Here is an 18,987-nt window from a genome sequence, read left to right as displayed (position 1 = left end):
ACCCAGATTACTGCACTACGCAACCGTATGATGCAATTGCTCTTTCGGGTTAGGACCATACTCGTTCTCGCCCGGTTTACTGTCCATGACATAAAACACGATCAACACAATGGGTCCGATAAGCGGGATTAATGAAAGCAGTACCCACCACCCACTGCGCCCGGTATCGTGGAGCCGACGAACGCTCAAGGCAATACTGGGGATGATGATGGCCAATGCGTAAAGACCGCTCAAGAGCCCGAGACCAGCTTCTTCCGAATACAGCCCCAGCGTAATGTCAACCAGACCAAGTACCACAGAGACTAAGATAGAGCTCAATATAAACACCCAGTACTCTTTGCGTCTTGCCCGCCCCTTGAATTCAAAATAATTTTTAAAAACAGATAAGTAAATTTCTAACATGATCCCTTCTCCTTATAAATGTTCCTTATTTCACGCACTAAAACAACTGGCGCGTTACCGACGTTTTTTTGCTCTATCAGGTTAGACAATATTTTTGACAAAACCAAGTCAACGGTCCCATCCGCTACTAAAAATACACAGGCGCAATAAAAAACGCGGCGTCCTTTATGGAACGCCGCGCTTTATCAGTATTGCAGCACGATTACTTAAGCGCCTGCTCTACGATCGGATAATGATCCCAGACTTGCTTGTCTGCCAAAGAACGAACCAACTTCACATATTCTGCATGTGTCCATGCCAGCGGTGTCGCAGAGTTAGTCCCTTCGCCCAGCGTGTAGCCAAATGGGTTTACACCAACCCCATCCCAAACCTGCTCGGGGAGCATCAGGCCTTCGTTGGCAAAGTGTTCCATGCCTTTGATGTAAGTGTACTTGATACGTTGTACCGCTGTGTCATTCAATGCATTAGCCTGGCTGGCTGCCGCAATCTCGTAGTGGCCTCGTTCACCGGTAAAGAAAGGCCATACCCGACCACGCTGACCGGCCGTGTTCTGACCCTGCTCAGCATAGTTCGTGCCGCGTATTTCGTCTTCACCGTAACCATCGTTACCATAACGGCGGTAGCCCGGATAACTATTCGGGTCTCCGGCAAAGTTAAAGCTATATTTTACGCGCAGATTCTCAGGCAGATTTTCATCTTCATACTCTGGCAAGGTATTGGTAATGCTGCTGGCATCTGCAGCTCTTACGCCATAGCGCACAAGCTCCAGGAAGCCGCCATCAATGATCTGCTTTTTATCCATACCCGCACGGCCATTGTTGTCGCTCAGCTTAGTATCCGTATTCGGGTTGGCGTCTTTGCCAATGCGGAAGAAATATTTACCATCACTTTGCTTAGACGGTAAATTGCCCTCGGTAGTAAACATGGTCGATTCTACTTCACTGTCGTAGCGTTTAGCCGTTGCCATGTACCGCTCACTACCTGACTTATCTCCGGCCAGTTTCGCAATGTCACTGGCAGCAACCAGGCCGGCAATAATAGCCGCAGTAGTCGACGGTGAGTAACCGTCCTGCTCTTCCCAACGCTCCTGTTGTGTTGCCGGAGGTGTGATCTGAGTGTCGTTCCAGAGGATTTTTGCTAATCCGCCATCGACTAAGAACTCAGCTGCGGGTTGCAACATACGCTTGTACCAGTAAGCAAGCTTCTCATCACTCAGTACGCCAGCCTGCCAGAGTTTCCATGCCAGCATAATCGGCATAGCAGTTTGGTCCAACTGCACGCCTACCCACTCCAGCTCACCGTCAACATGGGTTTTCTGTAAGAACCAGCCCGTGTCACCCTGATTGCCAGGCGTCTTATCAGTAACTTGCACTTTTTCCAGATACTCAAACGCGGTCAATGCCGTTTGTGGATCACCCATGGCTAAAAATGCCATCGCTACCTGATAGAAATCGCGCACCCATACCGCTTTATAACCGGTATGACCTTGCTCAGCAGCTACTGTATCACCCCAGGGATTAGATAAAGAGGCGATCAAGGCGCCTGCGTGAGTTTTATCTTCCTGCGCCTTTAACACCAAAGCACTGGTGTAGAGTAGTTTGCCCTGATCGGCCGTATAACCGCTGAGCTTCTGCATAGGCTCAAGGCTACTCAGGTAATCGCGCCAGCCAATCGCGTCGCCTTCACCGTTGTAGTGGGCCAGTACTTGCTGATAACCACGCCCCAATGACTGAGCGCCTTCCTGGAAACTCGCGTTTTGCGATTTGCCGAAACTCAGTGCCAGGTCGAATGTCGCCTGCTGATCCACGTCACCCAACTCAGCTAGCCAATTTACATTACCTCTTTGCGCACCTGTACTGGCGTAGCGCTGTGCCATTGACTGGCTTGCTTTAAGCTCGGAAAGACCATCGCTTTGACCAGTAAAGCCAACACTTGCCTGTTTAAAACCGCTGCTGCTTTGCAATGTCAGGTAGTTGTCTCCTTCCCAGGCAACCAGACCCTCGTCCGTTACCTTAGCAAAGTCATTCAACCCATTATTATTTACGTACGGGTTTACGTTAACGAACAACTTCACACCATCCAGCTCAGTTTCCACTTTCGCGCGAACGAACAAGGTTTGCCCGTCAGGGTCGGTGAATATGTGTTTTTCAAGCGTAAAACGGCCTTGCTTGTCTTTGCTGATCACTTTGTATGCTAAAGACAGCGGACGACCTTGTGCGTCTTTGTCCAGGTAATCAATACTGACATCCAGTGCGTCTTGCTCCGTTACCGTAAAATCCGGGCCGGTGACAATAAACTGCATGTCTTTGATCTGAGCCTGGTGGATCAGGCCAAACATAGTTTCTGTGATCATGCCTTTGGCAATAGAAAACCACACTTTTGAAACGGTTTCTGTACTTGCCTCATCAGAATACTGCCCTTGCTTGTAGGCCTCATAAGAGGTACCAATCCCGGTTTTGCCTGAATAGGCCCAGTATGGCTTATCACCCGGTGCGCCCGGCGCGGCTTGCTGTGACTCAACCGCGTTATTCGCGCTACCGCAACCAACAAGTCCGGCGGCAACCAATGCCAGAGTTAAACTAGAAAGTTTTTTCATAAAGTCTCCTTGCGGTGGTGTTATTGTTGTTCGATTTTCACCCGCATTACAGCAACTGCTGCAAGCAGGAACGACACACCACCAACCACTAATGCAAAAATCGGTTGATTATCAAATAGGTTTCTCAGGATCAGGCCAAGTACACTGGCCGCCATCAACTGCGGGATCACGATGAAGAAATTAAATATCCCCATAAATACGCCCATTTTATGCGCTGGCAATGAGTTACTCAGCATGGCGTAAGGCAACGACAAAATAGACGCCCACGCAAAGCCAATCCCAATCATGGGCAGCCAAAGCAGGCTAGGATCGGCTATCATTTTAAAGCTCAATAGCGCACCGGCACCCAACAGCAGGTTGATACAGTGCGCGCCACGCATGCCCAAGCGATTCACCATCACAGGGATACACACAGCAGCCAGTGCGGCAAAACCGTTGTAGGCGGCAAACAGTACACCCACCCAGTCGGCCCCATCGTTATAGGCTTTGCTGGTTACCTCGGTTGTGCCGTAGTGAAAACTGGTGACTGCCGAGGTGGTATAAATCCACATAGCAAACAAGGCAAACCAGCTAAAGAATTGCACGACTGCCAACTGGCGCATGGTGCCCGGCATAGTAAAGACATCGTAGATAACGTTATAAAAGCCACCTGATGTGCTACCGCGCTGCTGAAGGTAACCCGCAATTAGCAGGACCAACGTAAAGGATAAAAACAGCCCGCTCAGCAAATACAGCTCTTTTTCCAGCTGCAGCCCAATCACAGCCGCTAAGATCCCGCCACCAATCACGCCGGAAATAAGTGCTGCGCGTGCATAGTTGATCGCCTGATAGCTTTGCTTAGCTTGCGTTTCAACCGCTTCACCGGCAAACTCCGCCAACTGCTGTGGCGTGTACTCTTTGGTTTTTAGGATAGTCCAACCCACCGCCAGAAATAGCACCACACCACCAAAATAAAAAGCATACTTCACAGATTCTGGGATCTGACCCGGCTCTGCGGTATTGCTGATCCCAAACCAGTTGGTCATCATCCAGGGCAAAGCCGATGCCACAACAGCACCAATACCAATAAAGAAACTCTGCATGGCGTAGCCATTGGCACGTTGTTTTTCATTGAGGTTGTCGCCTACCAGTGCCCTGAATGGCTCCATGGTGACGTTGATAGATGCATCCATGATCCACAGCATGCCTGCTGCTATCCAGAGTGTGGGAGAGTTAGGCATAAAGAATAACGACAAGGTCGTCAGAATGGCGCCATACAGGAAGAATGGCCTTCTGCGGCCAAGCTTCCCCCAGGTTCGGTCACTCCAGTAACCAATAATTGGCTGTACGATCAGGCCTGTAAGTGGTGCGGCAACCCAAAGGATTGGAATATCATCAACTTTGGCACCCAATGTCTGAAAGATCCGGCTGACATTACCGTTTTGCAGTGCAAAGCCAAACTGGATCCCCAGAAAGCCAAAGCACATGTTCCAGATCTGCCAGAAACTGAGTTGTGGTTTTTGTTTTTGCATATTAGTTCTCTAGTTCAAAGACCGCACTGGCCAGGGGGGCCAGGGTAACTGTCAGCTGATTATTGTTAAGCGACACCTGTCCATGTTGCTCAAGTCTGTCCACCGCTTTGCCCTGCCAACCATCTGGCAAAGTGACAGTGACAGTTTGAGGGGCATCTGCATCAAAGTTGCTGACCACAACCAAACGTTGCGAATCGCTCTGACGGGCAAAGCCAATGACTTTGGTTGCGGGTTGACCGCTAAGCGTAGTGACTGGTGTCGAGACTGGCTCACCCTGCGCTATCGCACTGAGTGAGGCCATGTTCATCAGTTTCTTATAGTAAGCACGCAACGCCTTTTGCTCTTCGCTCAGCAAGGCGCCATCAAACTTGCCCTGGTTCATCCAGGCCTGATGGGCCGGTACACCGATGTAATCGAAGATACTGGTGCGACTGGGTTTGCCAAATCCGGCCATTTCTGATCCGTCTTCACCCACACTCTGACCAAAGTACAGCAGTGTTGGCGCCTTACTGATCAAATGGCTGACTACCATAGCCGGCTTACCTTTATTGGCATTGCCTGCAAACTCCGGGCTGGCAATACGTTGCTCATCATGGTTTTCCAAAAAGTGCAGCATGTGCGGTGCGATATCTTCTACGCTAGCATGGACATCCAGTACTGCCTGGGCAGTACCTTTGCCTTGCATCAGGGCTTTCAGTGAATCATAAAAGCCCACTTTGTCGTACAGATAATCCATTTTGCCCTGCGCGATATAAGCGCGATAAAGCGTTGGGTTGTATACTTCAGCAAGCAAGAAGGCTTCGGGGTTTTTCATCTTGATTGAAGCATTGAGGAAACTCCAGAGCTCAACGGGCACCATTTCGGCCATATCATAACGGAAGCCATCTACGCCCTTATCAAGCCAGTAATAGGTGATGTCGCGGAACTTATACCAGCTGTCTGGGAGTTTTTTATCCTGCCAGAATGCATAGTGGGCACGGTAATCAAGCGTGGCATAGTGTGCCGGCAAGGTTGCAAAATCATAGCTGCCATCGGGTTTTACACCGTAATTAACCTTAACGGTTTCATACCAGTCATGAATATGAGGCTGCGCTTTGCGTGCTCCATTGCCGGTCCATTTGGCCGGGCTTTCAACGAACTGACCATCGGCAAGTGGGTGTCGCTCGCCCCCGAGCACCTGATAATCATCTGAGCTCGGGACACGAAAATCCTGACCAGTTACGTAGTAAAAGTTGTTATCACGGGCATAGGTCTTTGACGTGTCATCGTTCGCACCGAAGTCGCTTACGCCTTGTGGCGCGCTGAGCGATTGATAATTACGAGCGACATGATTAGGGACTATGTCAATCACCACTTTCATACCCGCTTCGTGAGTGCGGTCAATCAGGGCTTCGAATTCTGCCAGTCTGTTGGCAGGGTCAACGGCCAGATCCGGATTAACGTTGTAATAGTCTTTAACGGCATAAGGAGATCCTGCGCGACCTTTGACTACATCCGGGTCGTCCACTGATATCCCATATTTGGTATAGTCACCGACTAAAGCATGATGCAATACGCCAGTATACCAGACGTGGCTTACGCCCATGGCTTTGATTTCAGCCAGCGCTTTAGGCGTAAAATCGGCAAATTTTCCAACCCCATTTTGCGCCTTCGTACCCCAGGGCACATTGTTGTTATTGGTGTTACCGAACAGGCGGGTAAATACCTGATAAACGACCGGCTTTGCCTCAGTCTGTTGTGTCGCTGCTGCGGCGTTGCTAACTGTCTCTAATGAAGTCTTGTTGTCATTGATACTGTTACAAGCGCTCAGTACCACAGAGCCGGTGATCACCCCAAGCGCGACCACCAACGGTTTTATTGTCATCATAATGTTGTCATTTTTAGTATTTTCAATGAGTCTACTGACTTGGTAATCAAGGGTGAACCGCTTGCATACGTATTCAGAGTGGGTATTCATCCGCACGTCATGTTCAACGATCTAAGTGTTCGAATGTAAACTCTGCTCAAGGGCAAAGACCGTCGATTTATCGCATCTGTGCCATTCGCTCAAGTTGCGCACGGTGATCATCAAAATTTAATCCACAGCGAGCAATGTAATCCTGGATCTGTGATAAGTCGTACTTGTTTGCCGCCTCATTGCCAGCGATCAATTGAGACCGTTCAGGATAGATGCCGTAACCAGCGAGTAAACAGTGCCAACTGACGGAGGGGTAATATTTATCGATGTCCTGACGATGTAATTCATCCGATAAGTTTTTGCCCGACACCCAGGTTTGTAATACGTCATACAAAGAACGTGAGAGCTGATTGTTGTTCGCATTGTCGCGCCAGTATTGTGTATCGGTTCTACTATTTACACGATAATGTGCCACAATGTAATCTCTGATCGCCTGATATCGTGCATCGAGTGACTGGTTGTGTCTGGTTTTGAATTTATCGGTGAATTCACCGTCCTGATAGCATTCAATAAAGCTTTGTACGGTTTCCTGAACAATATGAAGTGCAGTCGCTTCCAGTGGTTCAATAAACCCTTGCGACAGTCCGATGGCAAGGCAGTTTTTGTGCCAGTGCTCTTTGACCTGCCCCACTTTCATGGTCAAGTGACGGGCTTCAACATCACTGTCCAGCAAACCCAGTGCGGTACGTAATTCGGTCTCAGCTTTATCTGGATCGCAATAGCGTCGGCTGTAAACATAGCCGTTACCAACGCGATTGGTCAGCGGGATATGCCAGCTCCAGCCAAATTTTCTGGCAATGGACTGAGTTTCAGAAGAAATCACATCACCCTGTTCTGTTGGCAAAACCACAGCGGCGTCGTTAAACAAGTTGTTGGCAAAAGACTCAAAGCCCACTTCCAGATGCTGCTGCATTAACAGACTGCGAAAACCCGAGCAGTCGATAAATACATCGCCTGAAATTTCCGTTCCCTGCTCACACACCAACGCTGCAATGTCACCATTTGTGTGTTTACGCACATCGCTGACATTGGCCTGAATGTGCTCAACGCCCAAATCGCGGGCTGTTTGAGCCAGAAAGAGCCCAAGTTTACCGGCATCAAAATGATAGCCATAGTTAATTTCAAACGGAAAATGATGCGCAGCGATTGGCGCTTTAGCCTGCTCGGCCAGATAGGTAGTAAGGAAAAATGGGTCTGGGTGGCCTGCTACATCAATCGCTTTTCTTCGAACAAAGCTATTGTGAAAAAAGGCTGGCGCTGAATAATCGTCGGGCTGTGAAGGAAAAGGATGAAAGTAACTGCTAAAGCCGGGCCGGGTTGACCAGTCAATAAAACGAATGCCATTTTTATAAGTGGCGTTACACGCTGGCATCCACTGCGCTTCACTGATCCCCATAAAGTCCATAAACCCCTTGAACTGGGGAGTAGAGCCTTCGCCCACGCCAATGATGCCAATATCCGGTGACTCGATCAGGGCAATCTCAATCGGCTGACCCTGCCAGCTTTTGGCCATCAGGTTAGCTGCCATCCAGCCTGCAGTACCACCGCCTAAAATCACGATTCTTTTTTTATTCATCATTTTCACCTCATAAAACAAAGCCACCAGAAGTATGGTGGCTTTATATCAGATCACGCTAGGAGCTTAGAAGCTATAGTTAAACCCTAAGAAGTACTGACGACCAAACTCTTTGTACTCGCCGGTTGCCAATGCCGTGCCATAGTTAGTGGTGTTTGGCTCATCGGTCAAGTTATTGATTTGAAGCACGGCCTGCAAGCCATTATCAAAATCATAAGTGCCCTGCCAATCAACTACTGTATATTCGTCAGCCCACGCCAGAGATGAACCACCAGGTGACGCACCTTCATACACATATTCATCACGATAACGTACGTTCAGGTGTGTCGTAAATGCGTCGATATTCCAGAAAATCGTCGCACTCCAGACATTTTTTGACAAACCAGGCATAGGTAATTGTTGATCCGGGAAGTTACCACCGCCATCAACTGTTGTTTCACTCTCAGTGTATGAGTAGTTAGCATTGAAACCTAAACCAGAGAAAATACCAGGCAGATTGTCAAACATAGTGGTGTAAGCCAGCTCTACGCCTCGAATATAGCCACCCTGATCATTGTTCTGAGTTGTCTGGTACTGACCAGCAACAAAACCTTCTGGGACTTCAAGACCAATTGTTCCCCAATCAACCTCACCTTCCTGATAGGTAATACTTTCAATCAAAGACTCAATGTCTTTCCAGAAAATAGCCGCTACAAACGCACCACCATCTTCGAAATATCGCTCATATGACAAGTCAAACTGAGTTGCACGGAACGGGTCCAGGTTCGGATTACCTTTTGACCAAACGTTATAACGTGGACTTTCACCGTCATTGGCGGTATCAGCCCAAGAACCAGCACCACCACGTAATTGATACACAGGCGGACGACCCATCACTTTTGCTGCCGCGAAGCGTATCTGATCTTCGTCAGTAACACGGAAGTTAAGGTTTAAAGAAGGCAATGTATCTGTGTATTCTGGTCCATACTCAACGTGACGATAATCTGTTCGTGCCACACCATTATCATCAACGATAGTATCACCTACTTCATCACCTTGGATCTGCTGAATTCCGATTGATTTAGTATCTGTTCTAACAACACGAACACCAAAGTTACCTGTGACAGGAATATCTCCAATTTCAGTATCTATGTTAGCCATAACATAACCAGCTAACACTTCTTCCTTAACCGCACCACTTTCGATCAGTGTCCAGTTATGCTCCCAGGTTTGCTGTGCGCCATAATTGCCCGGACCAAATACCGCGTCCGCGATGCCCATCAGGTCTAGCTCAAGATAGTTGAACCCTCTGGTATGCTCCACTGTGACGAACCCATCAAGAGAGTGCGGCATACAGGTATGATTTTGGTGGTTAAATTCGCACCCTTTATTAGTAACGATCGTGCCATCAGGCAGTTTATAACCATTCTGACCTTCACGCGCGCCCCAGCGGAACGTTGAACGCTGGTCCGTAAACTCTCGGTCTGACCAACGAGCACCAACTTCAATAGACGAAATAAACCCAGCCTCAACATGATATTTAAAATCTACCTTAAAGCTGTCTAGTTCATCTGTGTATTTGTGTGGAAACTGCTCCCAGTCACCCAGGCGCATGTTAGACAGGTCTGTATAGCTATTTCCCAGAGTTAATAACGGTGAATTTTTCTCTTGCTGTACAAAAGAAAAGGTTTGGTTTCGCATCTCCTGCCACGTTTCAACCAAAGTGCCATCTACAACCGCATTTCCAAATTCGTAGGCGTGCATAGATGCAATGACATCGCGGCGCGTTTTTTCACCTTCACTGTGTGCAAAGTCCAGTCTAAGTTCCCACTTATCAGTAACATATTCCAAATCCAGACCAAAGCTGTCTGTGGTAGAATCGGTAGATTGGTCTTCAGAACGCATTTCAACCCAAGGGCCATTGGGATCAGTGATCACAACATCACCAGCAACTAAGAAGCCATCTTTTACTACCGCGTTGTTAAGCGTATAAAGTGAACCTAAATTCTTCTCGAACCCCTCGATATTCAAACCACTTTTGCGGTCTTCTGATTCAAACTCAGAACGGAAGTAGTCAAACTGGACTTTTAACGCATCTGTAGGTTGATAAACCAAAGTACTCATAAGACCTAGGCGCTCGTCTGACCCTTTTGCAGAGCGAACCTGATAGCCATTTACAGAACGCTCTTCTGTACCATCACCATCAAAGTCTTGCGAGCGCTTCGGTGCATGTGCTGATACATCAATGGCATTATTTGGCTGGTTTAAGAACGCCGCGCCAATACCAAAACCCAAAGTTTCGTCCAGGAATTTGCCCTGATAAGAGAAACTGATGCGCTCACCACTTGAATCTGCACCCACATCTGATGCAGCATCATTATAGGAATAACGCACTGAAGAATTGAAGTTATGTTGCTCTTTCGCTTCAAGTGGGTTCACTGTTTTCAGTTCAACCGTTGCAGCAACACCCCCTTCTACCAAAGAGGCTTTTGGCGACTTGTATACAGCAGCCTGATTGATTAGCTCTGATGGATACTGGTCAAACGAAATCCAGCGGCTACCCGCAGTATAACCGCTGGTGCTTGCTTGTTCACGGCCATTAAGTGTTGTCTGAATAAAGTCGCCGTTCATACCACGAATATTCAGCTGAGATGACTGACCACTTGCGCGTACCGCCGTCACACCTGGCAAACGGCTCAAAGAGTCTGCAATGGAAACATCGGGCAAAGATGCCAGATCACCAGCATCAACGACTTCTGCTACTGTGTCGCTGTAACGCTTTTTATCGATTGACGCGATGATACTACGAGAGATACCACGTACCTCGATAACTTCAACATCCTCTTTCTTTGCTGCTTTCTCTTCTTCTGCAACGACCGAAAAGTGGCTAACGCCAGCGGCCATAAGCGCAACTGTTAGCATGCTTGGTTTGAACATAGACATAGTGTTTTATCCCAATTAACCATTTTTATGACGCCTAGTTGTTTATTTATTCGTCACACGGCGAACCGTGCAGCGCTACAACGATTTATAAAGGCGATAATTTTGTTGTCAGCGGCAATAGTAGCGCTGTGCTCAACGTCCAAACAACTTTATGCATACGTATTCAATGCAACCCCCATTTCATTTTGTTCACAGAACATTCACCCCGAATGCCCCTAACCCCCTGTTACCTTTATAAATGTTATCGCAACAATCTGACAGCGAATAACCCGTTTTGCGCCTTATCTGAATTTACTAAGTTTTAACGAAAATCAAATATCTGCAAAGGATAGCGCCATTAAATTTGCCGTAATTTTCTACCACACACCCAAGCTGACAATTGGTATTACCAATTAATCCAACTGTAACATAGATGATAGAAGGTAATGTCAGGTAGAAACACATATTGGTAAAGAGCCCCAACAAGTTTGAAATCCTGCTTTTATATTAATTCAATGACAACTAATTATGCTGCATACGTATGCAGGCTTTTTACTCATATCAACGCATGTCGTATGCTCTTCGCCATTGTTAATATTTAGTGTTGTCGTACCCTGCTTACATCATAATCTGACCTCACCTCGTCTGATTTGACTACAGTTATTAAGCCCCTCAATACACAGAGTTGCGAGATGACCCAAAAGGCAGAAAATAGATACGGCAACCTGGCTGCACGGCGCAGGAGAAAGTGCATGGCTCATAATGAATGGTGGAAAGGCGCGGTTATTTATCAGGTATACCCGCGCAGCTTTTGTGATACCAATAATGATGGAATTGGCGATCTTCAGGGGATCATTAGCAAGCTCGATTACATTAAGTCACTCGGCGTAGATGCCATCTGGATCTCGCCATTTTTCAAGTCTCCTATGAAAGACTTTGGCTATGATATCAGCGACTACCGAGATATTGACCCAATGTTTGGCACCCTAAATGACTTTGATGAACTAATTGACAAAGCGCATCAACGTAATATTAAGATCATTATCGATCAGGTACTTAGCCACACTTCAGATGAGCACGCTTGGTTTAGTGAAAGCCGTGCCAGCCAAACAAACGCTAAAGCTGACTGGTATGTTTGGGCAGATGCGAAGCCTGATGGCAGCCCACCAAACAATTGGCTATCTATATTTGGTGGTGTTGCGTGGCAGTGGGATTCTCGTCGTTGTCAGTACTATCTCCATAACTTTCTGACTGAGCAACCAGATTTAAACTTCCATAACCCAGAAGTACGTCAGGCGGTTTTGGATAATGTCGAATTTTGGCTGAAAAAAGGCGTTGATGGTTTCCGTCTGGATGCCATTAACTTTTGCTTCCATGATCAACAATTGCGTGACAACCCCGCTAAACCGAAGGAATTGCGTCAGGGTCGTGGCTTTAGCGAAGACAACCCTTATGCTTTTCAATATCATTATTACAACAATACCCAGCCGGAAAACCTCGCGTTTATGGCTGAGATCCGCGCCCTGCTCGACCGCTACCCAGCTACGGTAAGCCTGGGAGAGATTTCATCCGAGGATTCTCTTCAAACCATGGCTGAATATACCTCCGGCGGTGATAAATTGCATATGGGTTACAGCTTTGAGTTACTGACCAAAGACTATAGTGCAAGCTATATTCGTGAAACCGTATCTCGTCTTGAAGCAGTCATGACGGAAGGCTGGCCATGCTGGGCATTCAGTAACCACGACGTAGAACGCGTTGCAAGCCGCTGGTCTAAAGACGGTAAAACGGTTGATGCACGCCAGGCCAGCATGCTCACTGCGCTGTTGGGGTCATTACGTGGCAGTGTGTGTATGTACCAGGGCGAAGAACTGGGCCTGGGTGAAGCCGATGTTGCATTTGAAGATTTGCAGGATCCTTACGGCATTACGTTCTGGCCTAACTTTAAAGGGCGCGATGGCTGTCGTACGCCAATGCCATGGCATACCGAGCAACAGCATGCAGGCTTCAGCGAAGGAAAACCCTGGTTGCCAGTATCACCGGCCCACCAATCACAAGCGGTTTCTCAGCAAACTGACACTGACGATTCTATTTTGGCTCGCTATCAGGCATTTATGGCATGGCGTAGCACTATGCCTGAGTTACAGGTTGGTGATATCGAGTTTATAGACAGTCCAGAGCCAATATTAGCGTTTTATCGACATTACCAGGGGAAAACGATGCTCTGCGCGTTCAACCTCAGTGAGCAACCAACGCAGCTTGCACTGGAAATCTCTCACCATACGGAGCACCTGGAGTTGGTTCACCATACCGGTCACTATGAACAAGATCAGCTATCCCTGCCCGGATTTGGCTGCTTCTTTGCTTCACTTTAACCCCTTGACCTAAAAGCCCCGGAACCGGGGCTTTCTCTATTTACAGGCTGTTATAAAACGCGACTTAACAAACCTCTTTAAGCTTCTGAATAGGCATCGCTTTATAATAGTACCAGCCCTGATGCACACACACGCCCTGACGGGATAAATACTCTGCCTGATGCGCCGTTTCTACGCCTTCTGCAATCAACTTTTTATTAAGCTTAGCTGCCATCTCTATCATCGCATTTAGTACGGGGGATTGCAGATTATCCATCCCAATAGACGCAACAAAGGTTTGATCAATCTTCAGCAGATCAATGGGAAAACTCTGCAGGTAATGCAAACCACTGTAACCCGTACCGAAGTCATCTATCGCGATCTCGACCCCTGAGTTTACCAATGACTGAAGCACAGAGTGTATTTGTGCCTGAGATAAAACATCCCGCTCAGTCAGCTCTATGGTGAGCTTAGGAATAACCAGGTTCGCTTTGTGTAAAACTTCAAGATAGTCTGCGCAGGTCAACAGATATCCATTTACGTTAAACGACACTTTAAAGTTCGGTTTACTTTTTAAAATCGCACGCAATTCAGTCAGTGCTCTTTCTATCTGATAAATAGACAGATCAAGAATACTGCCATCCCGCTCTGCTTCAGGAATAAAATAAGCTGGACTAAGCTCGCCCTCAACTGGATGTTGCCAGCGGATCAACACTTCAACCCCAACAACTTCTCGGGTCGTTGCATCTACCAGAGGCTGATATACATTAAAAAGCTCTTGTTTACTGATAGCCCCAAGCAATAGTGCCCGGCTACTCAAGACACGACTATCATAGTGGTTGAGCAACATGGTGAGTCCCACCAAAGAGCCACAATATAAAAGTAACAGGGCTAGCAACCACACAGGTTGAATGGCAGAGAGTCGCTTTGCATCGCTGGCCACCATGATGGTCAGTTGCGGCAAAGCAGCAAGCGGGCGTGCAAAAATATATTTTTGAGTGCCATCATCAAAGTGTCCTTCAAACTCCAGCACATCGGTCATGGGAAATATCGTCTCACCCAAAGGTAAAGTGTATTTCCCACGTAAAAAGATAGGCACGCCGGACTTCCCATCAAGCAAAGCAATGAAAGCCAGGTTTTTATGCCGGGTAATATCTAACGTGTCACTCAGCCAGCTGGTTGGTAGTAAGGCATTGACCTCAAAACCATCATTGCGTGTGCGCGCCAGAACAAACGCAGGAACTTGCAAAAAGTCAGTAATGATTGGGCCATGATATCTCAAGCCGGGTTGTTTTATCGGCTCTGTGGTTTGTACCGGGGGCGTCAGACGACCAAACGAGTTACACAGTAAACGGCCATACTCATCAACGATGCCAATCTCACTCAATGCCGGATTAACAAACACCTGCTCTCGCATTAAAGAGATAGTATGAGCATCGCAGGTTTCATCGAGGCGCTCTGCATGTTTTAAAAAGACATCAATATTATGAAGCTGCGAATCAAGTTCCTGTCGGATCAATTCGGAGGCGGCCTGAACAGATTGCTTTGCGGCTTCTTTCTGTTGCACGTAGACAAAAATCGCCAGCGAGCCAAATAGCAGAGAGCTTATCAACCACGCAACACTGATATTTTTTATACGATTAGTCAAGGAGTGATTACCCTGGATCAACTTCGCACTCCAAACAAATACAAAGGCCAGATGGTAAAACAGGTAAATTAAATTTTTATGACAAGAAACCCCGGTTGATGCCGGGGTTTCTTAATTATCATACAGATACCTAGCTGAAGGTAACGCAGCAGAAGATGCCTGCGAACTAACCCAAAGACGTCTGCGTGATCACAGGTTTTTGCTGGTTCCCACTTCAACACGTGTTTTTAACTTCTGACCAGGTCTAAAAGTTACAACACGACGTGCCGAGATGGGAATGTCTTCACCAGTTTTAGGGTTACGACCAGGACGCTCTTTTTTATCACGCAGGTCGAAATTACCAAAACCGGACAGCTTTACCTGCTCTCCACTTTCCAGCGCTGAGCGGATTTCTTCAAAAAACGCTTCAACTAAGTCTTTGGCATCCTTTTTATTTATCCCCAATTTCTCAAATAGGTGTTCAGCTATGTCGGCTTTAGTAAGCGCCATATCTAGTCCCTCAACGATGCATTAAATTGTTTGGCCAATTCGGCCACCACGATTTCTACAGTGTCGTTGATGTCTTTCTCTTCGAGCGTTCTATCAACGGCTTGCAGTGTTAGAGCAATGGCTAAACTCTTATAACCAGGCTCAATACCTTTGCCCTTATACACATCGAATAAGTTTAGGTCAACTAATTGATTTCCGCCAACTTTCTCAATGCTTTCTAAAATATCGCCTATTTTTACATCATCTGCAACTAAAATAGCAATATCACGGCGATTTGACGGGAATTTCGAGATACTAACGGCTTCTGGAAGCTTACGCTCAGCGATCGCTGCTGTTTCAACTTCAAAAACATACGCAGTTTCATTAAGATCCAGTGATTTTTGCAGCTGCGGATGAACCGCACCGATATAACCTACTTTCTCACCATTGGCATAAATGGCAGCAGATTGACCCGGGTGCAAACCATCGCTTGGTTGTGCTTTGAAGCTAAAACGCGCTTTGTCATTGCATAGAGCCAGCAACGCCTCTACATCACCTTTCACGTCAAAGAAATCGGTCTTACGGCTTTCAATGCCCCAATGTTCATTGTGCGTGTTGCCATATACCACACCACCAATCACCGGTGTTTGACGAACGCCATTCTCCGCGGCTTCGTCTTTAACAAACTTCAGGCCGTGTTCAAACAAACGGATGCGAGCCTGCTGGCGGTTTTGGTTGTAGGCTACGGCATTAAGTAACCCCGGCATCAGGCTTACGCGCATCGCAGACATTTCCACCGAAATAGGATGTGGCAGTACCAGAGCGTCGCTTTCAGGGTGCAGCAGTTGCTGTTTCTTAGGATCAACAAAGCTGTAGGTAATCGCTTCCTGATAGCCACGTGCAACCAGTTCGTTACGCAGGCGAGAGACCGGCAAACGCGCTTCCTGGTGATCGGTCATCTTTAATGCCGCAGTCGGTGCTACATTTGGGATATTGTTATACCCAAACACACGTGCAACTTCTTCAATGAGGTCTTCTTCAATACTAATGTCGAAACGATAACTTGGTACGACTGCAGTCCAGCTATCATTGGCAAACGCCACATCCAGACCAAGGCGCGTGAGGATATCAGTCACTTTTTCATCAGCAATATGGTAGCCAATGACACGATCGAGACGAGCACGGCGCAGTGTCACAGATTTTGCCTCAGGCAAATCAGCTTCAGACACGGCTTCTACAACCGGACCTGCCTGGCCGCCAGCGATTTCAAGTAGCAAGGCCGTTGCTCGCTCCATTGCATCACGCTGTAGTTGATAATCCACACCGCGCTCATAACGGTGTGACGCATCTGTATGCAGACCATAGCTACGCGCCTGACCAGCAATCGCCAGCGGATTAAAGAATGCACTTTCCAGTAAAATATCCGTGGTGCCTTCTTTTACCCCTGAGTTTTCGCCACCGAAAATACCCGCCATCGCCAGCGCTTTGTTGTGATCTGCAATCACTAATGTGCTTGGCTTAAGTTTCGCTGTGTTGCCATCAAGCAATACCAGCTCTTCATTGTCAGCTGCACTGCGTACTTTAATACCACCTTCTATGGCACTTAAGTCAAACGCATGCATAGGGTGACCCAGCTCAAGTAATACGTAGTTAGTAATATCAACAACCGGATCGATTGAGCGAATGCCAGAGCGACGCAACTTTTCAACCATCCAAAGTGGTGTGATTGCATCCAGGTTGATGCCTTTCACTACACGGCCAAGGTAACGAGGACAGGCCTGGCTGTTCACCAGTTCAATCTCAATCTTGTCATCAATAGTAGGTTCAACGGCCGGGATAGCCAGCTCATTGACATCAATACCATTTAATACGCCGACTTCGCGCGCAAGGCCTTTAATACCCAGACAATCACTGCGGTTTGCAGTCAGGTCAACGTCGATGGTGACATCGTCAAGGTTAAAGTATTCGCGGATGTTTTGACCAATTTGTGCGTCAGCTGGTAGCTCTAAAATACCATCTGAGCTTTCAGCCATGCCCAGCTCTTCAAACGCACACAGCATGCCGTGTGAAGGTTGGCCGCGTAACTTTGCTTTTTTGATCTTAAAGCCGCCCGGCAAAACTGCACCGACTTTCGCCACAGCTACTTTCAAGCCCGCACGGCAGTTTGCCGCACCACAGACGATATCCAGCAGCTCGTCTTCGCCTACGTTTACTTTGGTGACACGTAGCTTGTCTGCATCCGGGTGCTGACCACACTCAACAACTTCACCGATAACCACGCCATCAAAGTCACCTGCAACCGGGTCGACACCGTCTACTTCCAGACCGGCCATTGATAGCTGTTCAGATAGAGCCTCGGTATCAATCGCAGGATTAACCCATTCTCTTAACCACTTTTCACTAAATTTCATTGTTGTATCGCTCTTATCTGAATTGGTTTAGGAATTTTAAATCGTTTTCGAAGAAAGCACGTAAGTCATTTACGCCATAGCGCAGCATGGTCAGACGTTCTACGCCCATACCAAATGCAAATCCAGTGTACTTCTCAGGGTCAATGCCCACAGAGCGCAATACGTTCGGGTGCACCATTCCGCAGCCTAACACTTCTAACCACTTACCATTTTTACCTTTCACATCCACTTCCGCTGACGGCTCAGTGAACGGGAAGTACGAAGGACGGAAGCGGATCTCCATGTCTTCTTCGAAAAAGTTACGTAAAAAGTCGTGCAAAATACCTTTCAATTCAGTGAAGCTCACGTCGGTGTCTACCATCAGGCCTTCAACCTGGTGGAACATCGGCGTGTGTGTCTGATCGTAATCGTTACGATACACTCGACCCGGAGAAATAATACGCAGAGGCGGCTGCTCAGCTTCCATAGTACGGATCTGAACACCACTGGTTTGCGTTCTCAAAACCAGCTTAGGGTTAAAGTAAAAGGTGTCATGATCAGCACGAGCCGGATGGTGCTCTGGAATATTCAGCGCATCAAAGTTATGGAAATCATCTTCTACTTCCGGGCCTGACTTAACCGCAAAGCCTAGCTCTCCAAAAAACTGCTCAATACGCTCAATGGTCCGCGTTACCGGGTGTAAACCACCCTGCGGTGCAGTACGGCCAGGCAGTGTTACATCAATAGTTTCCGCCGCCAGTTTTTGAGCAAGAGCAGCCTGCTCCAGCGCTTCGCGCTTTTCATTGATCGCAGTCTGAACCTGATTTTTTGCCTGGTTAATCACCTGGCCTGCTTCTTTACGTTCTTCTGGTGCCAGTTTACCCAGGGTTTTTAGTAGTCCAGTGATCTCACCTTTTTTACCAAGGTAATTAACTCTGACTTCCTCAAGTTGCGCAACTTCGCTCGCGTTAGCAACGGCGTCTAGCGCTTGCGCTAAAATATTCTCTAAGTTCATTCTATACCTGATCTTGTTGAGGTCATTTGCCTTTCATTGAATCGATTATAATAACTGAAACAACGGGGCAGATTCTAGCCCAAATTTGGGGCTTTTCATGGACAATTTGCTGGTTGTTGGTTGATTTTGGGCTGGTTTAGCGTTTCTTGTGGAATTTGTGACGTCGACG

General features: G+C 47.5%; 11 protein-coding genes. 1 reads left to right on the top strand and 10 read right to left on the bottom strand.

Annotated features, from left to right (window positions below; all coding sequences use genetic code 11):
• Nucleotides 1–15 precede the first annotated feature (15 nt).
• The 6 genes from CWC22_RS09395 to CWC22_RS09370 all read right to left on the bottom strand — a co-directional run bounded on the left by CWC22_RS09395 (nt 16) and on the right by CWC22_RS09370 (nt 10,964).
• Nucleotides 16–402, bottom strand: a complete 387-nt coding sequence (locus tag CWC22_RS09395; protein ID WP_138538297.1) for a DUF805 domain-containing protein — start codon at nt 400–402, stop codon at nt 16–18.
• 202 nt (nt 403–604) lie between these two features.
• Complete coding sequence (locus tag CWC22_RS09390) at nt 605–2,998, bottom strand: glycoside hydrolase family 15 protein (RefSeq protein ID WP_138538298.1); 2,394 nt, start codon at nt 2,996–2,998, stop codon at nt 605–607.
• Nucleotides 2,999–3,018: 20 nt separating this feature from the next.
• Nucleotides 3,019–4,509 carry an MFS transporter gene (locus CWC22_RS09385; protein ID WP_125559392.1) on the bottom strand — a complete coding sequence of 497 codons (1,491 nt, stop codon included), beginning with the start codon at nt 4,507–4,509 and terminating at the stop codon, nt 3,019–3,021.
• Nucleotide 4,510: 1 nt separating this feature from the next.
• Nucleotides 4,511–6,367 carry an alpha-amylase family glycosyl hydrolase gene (locus CWC22_RS09380; RefSeq protein WP_419144616.1) on the bottom strand — a complete coding sequence of 619 codons (1,857 nt, stop codon included), beginning with the start codon at nt 6,365–6,367 and terminating at the stop codon, nt 4,511–4,513.
• Between the two features lie 166 nt (nt 6,368–6,533).
• Nucleotides 6,534–8,042 carry a tryptophan halogenase family protein gene (locus CWC22_RS09375; RefSeq protein ID WP_138538300.1) on the bottom strand — a complete coding sequence of 503 codons (1,509 nt, stop codon included), beginning with the start codon at nt 8,040–8,042 and terminating at the stop codon, nt 6,534–6,536.
• A 66-nt stretch (nt 8,043–8,108) separates the two neighbouring features.
• On the bottom strand, nt 8,109–10,964 hold the full coding sequence (locus CWC22_RS09370) for a TonB-dependent receptor (protein WP_138538301.1): 2,856 nt from the start codon (nt 10,962–10,964) through the stop codon (nt 8,109–8,111).
• Between the two features lie 731 nt (nt 10,965–11,695).
• Here CWC22_RS09370 and CWC22_RS09365 point away from each other — a divergent pair.
• Nucleotides 11,696–13,318, top strand: coding sequence for an alpha-glucosidase family protein (locus tag CWC22_RS09365; RefSeq protein WP_138538302.1), 1,623 nt, complete (start codon nt 11,696–11,698; stop codon nt 13,316–13,318).
• Nucleotides 13,319–13,382: 64 nt separating this feature from the next.
• Here CWC22_RS09365 and CWC22_RS09360 read toward each other — a convergent pair whose 3' ends face one another.
• From CWC22_RS09360 to pheS, 4 genes are all read right to left on the bottom strand, one after another.
• Complete coding sequence (locus tag CWC22_RS09360) at nt 13,383–14,945, bottom strand: EAL domain-containing protein (RefSeq protein WP_230090635.1); 1,563 nt, start codon at nt 14,943–14,945, stop codon at nt 13,383–13,385.
• Nucleotides 14,946–15,134: 189 nt separating this feature from the next.
• Complete coding sequence (gene ihfA / locus CWC22_RS09355; protein ID WP_010384797.1) at nt 15,135–15,434, bottom strand: integration host factor subunit alpha; 300 nt, start codon at nt 15,432–15,434, stop codon at nt 15,135–15,137.
• A gap of 2 nt (nt 15,435–15,436) precedes the next feature.
• Complete coding sequence (gene pheT / locus CWC22_RS09350; protein ID WP_138538303.1) at nt 15,437–17,824, bottom strand: phenylalanine--tRNA ligase subunit beta; 2,388 nt, start codon at nt 17,822–17,824, stop codon at nt 15,437–15,439.
• Nucleotides 17,825–17,837: 13 nt separating this feature from the next.
• The gene (pheS, locus tag CWC22_RS09345) at nt 17,838–18,818 is read right to left on the bottom strand and encodes a phenylalanine--tRNA ligase subunit alpha (protein ID WP_010384799.1); all 981 of its coding nucleotides are present in this window, start codon (nt 18,816–18,818) and stop codon (nt 17,838–17,840) included.
• Nucleotides 18,819–18,987 lie beyond the last annotated feature (169 nt).

The sequence above is a fragment of the Pseudoalteromonas rubra genome (genome assembly GCF_005886805.2).
GTDB lineage: Bacteria > Pseudomonadota > Gammaproteobacteria > Enterobacterales > Alteromonadaceae > Pseudoalteromonas > Pseudoalteromonas rubra_D.
This window is presented reverse-complemented; position numbering and strand designations above follow the sequence as displayed.

Coding starts and splice junctions, on each gene's coding strand:
- ihfA (WP_010384797.1), bottom strand. CDS start 15,434: ATGGCGCTTACTAAAGCCGACATAGCTGAACACCTATTTGAGAAATTG.
- CWC22_RS09385 (WP_125559392.1), bottom strand. CDS start 4,509: ATGCAAAAACAAAAACCACAACTCAGTTTCTGGCAGATCTGGAACATG.
- CWC22_RS09370 (WP_138538301.1), bottom strand. CDS start 10,964: ATGTCTATGTTCAAACCAAGCATGCTAACAGTTGCGCTTATGGCCGCT.
- CWC22_RS09395 (WP_138538297.1), bottom strand. CDS start 402: ATGTTAGAAATTTACTTATCTGTTTTTAAAAATTATTTTGAATTCAAG.
- pheT (WP_138538303.1), bottom strand. CDS start 17,824: ATGAAATTTAGTGAAAAGTGGTTAAGAGAATGGGTTAATCCTGCGATT.
- CWC22_RS09365 (WP_138538302.1), top strand. CDS start 11,696: ATGGCTCATAATGAATGGTGGAAAGGCGCGGTTATTTATCAGGTATAC.
- CWC22_RS09375 (WP_138538300.1), bottom strand. CDS start 8,042: ATGAATAAAAAAAGAATCGTGATTTTAGGCGGTGGTACTGCAGGCTGG.
- pheS (WP_010384799.1), bottom strand. CDS start 18,818: ATGAACTTAGAGAATATTTTAGCGCAAGCGCTAGACGCCGTTGCTAAC.
- CWC22_RS09390 (WP_138538298.1), bottom strand. CDS start 2,998: ATGAAAAAACTTTCTAGTTTAACTCTGGCATTGGTTGCCGCCGGACTT.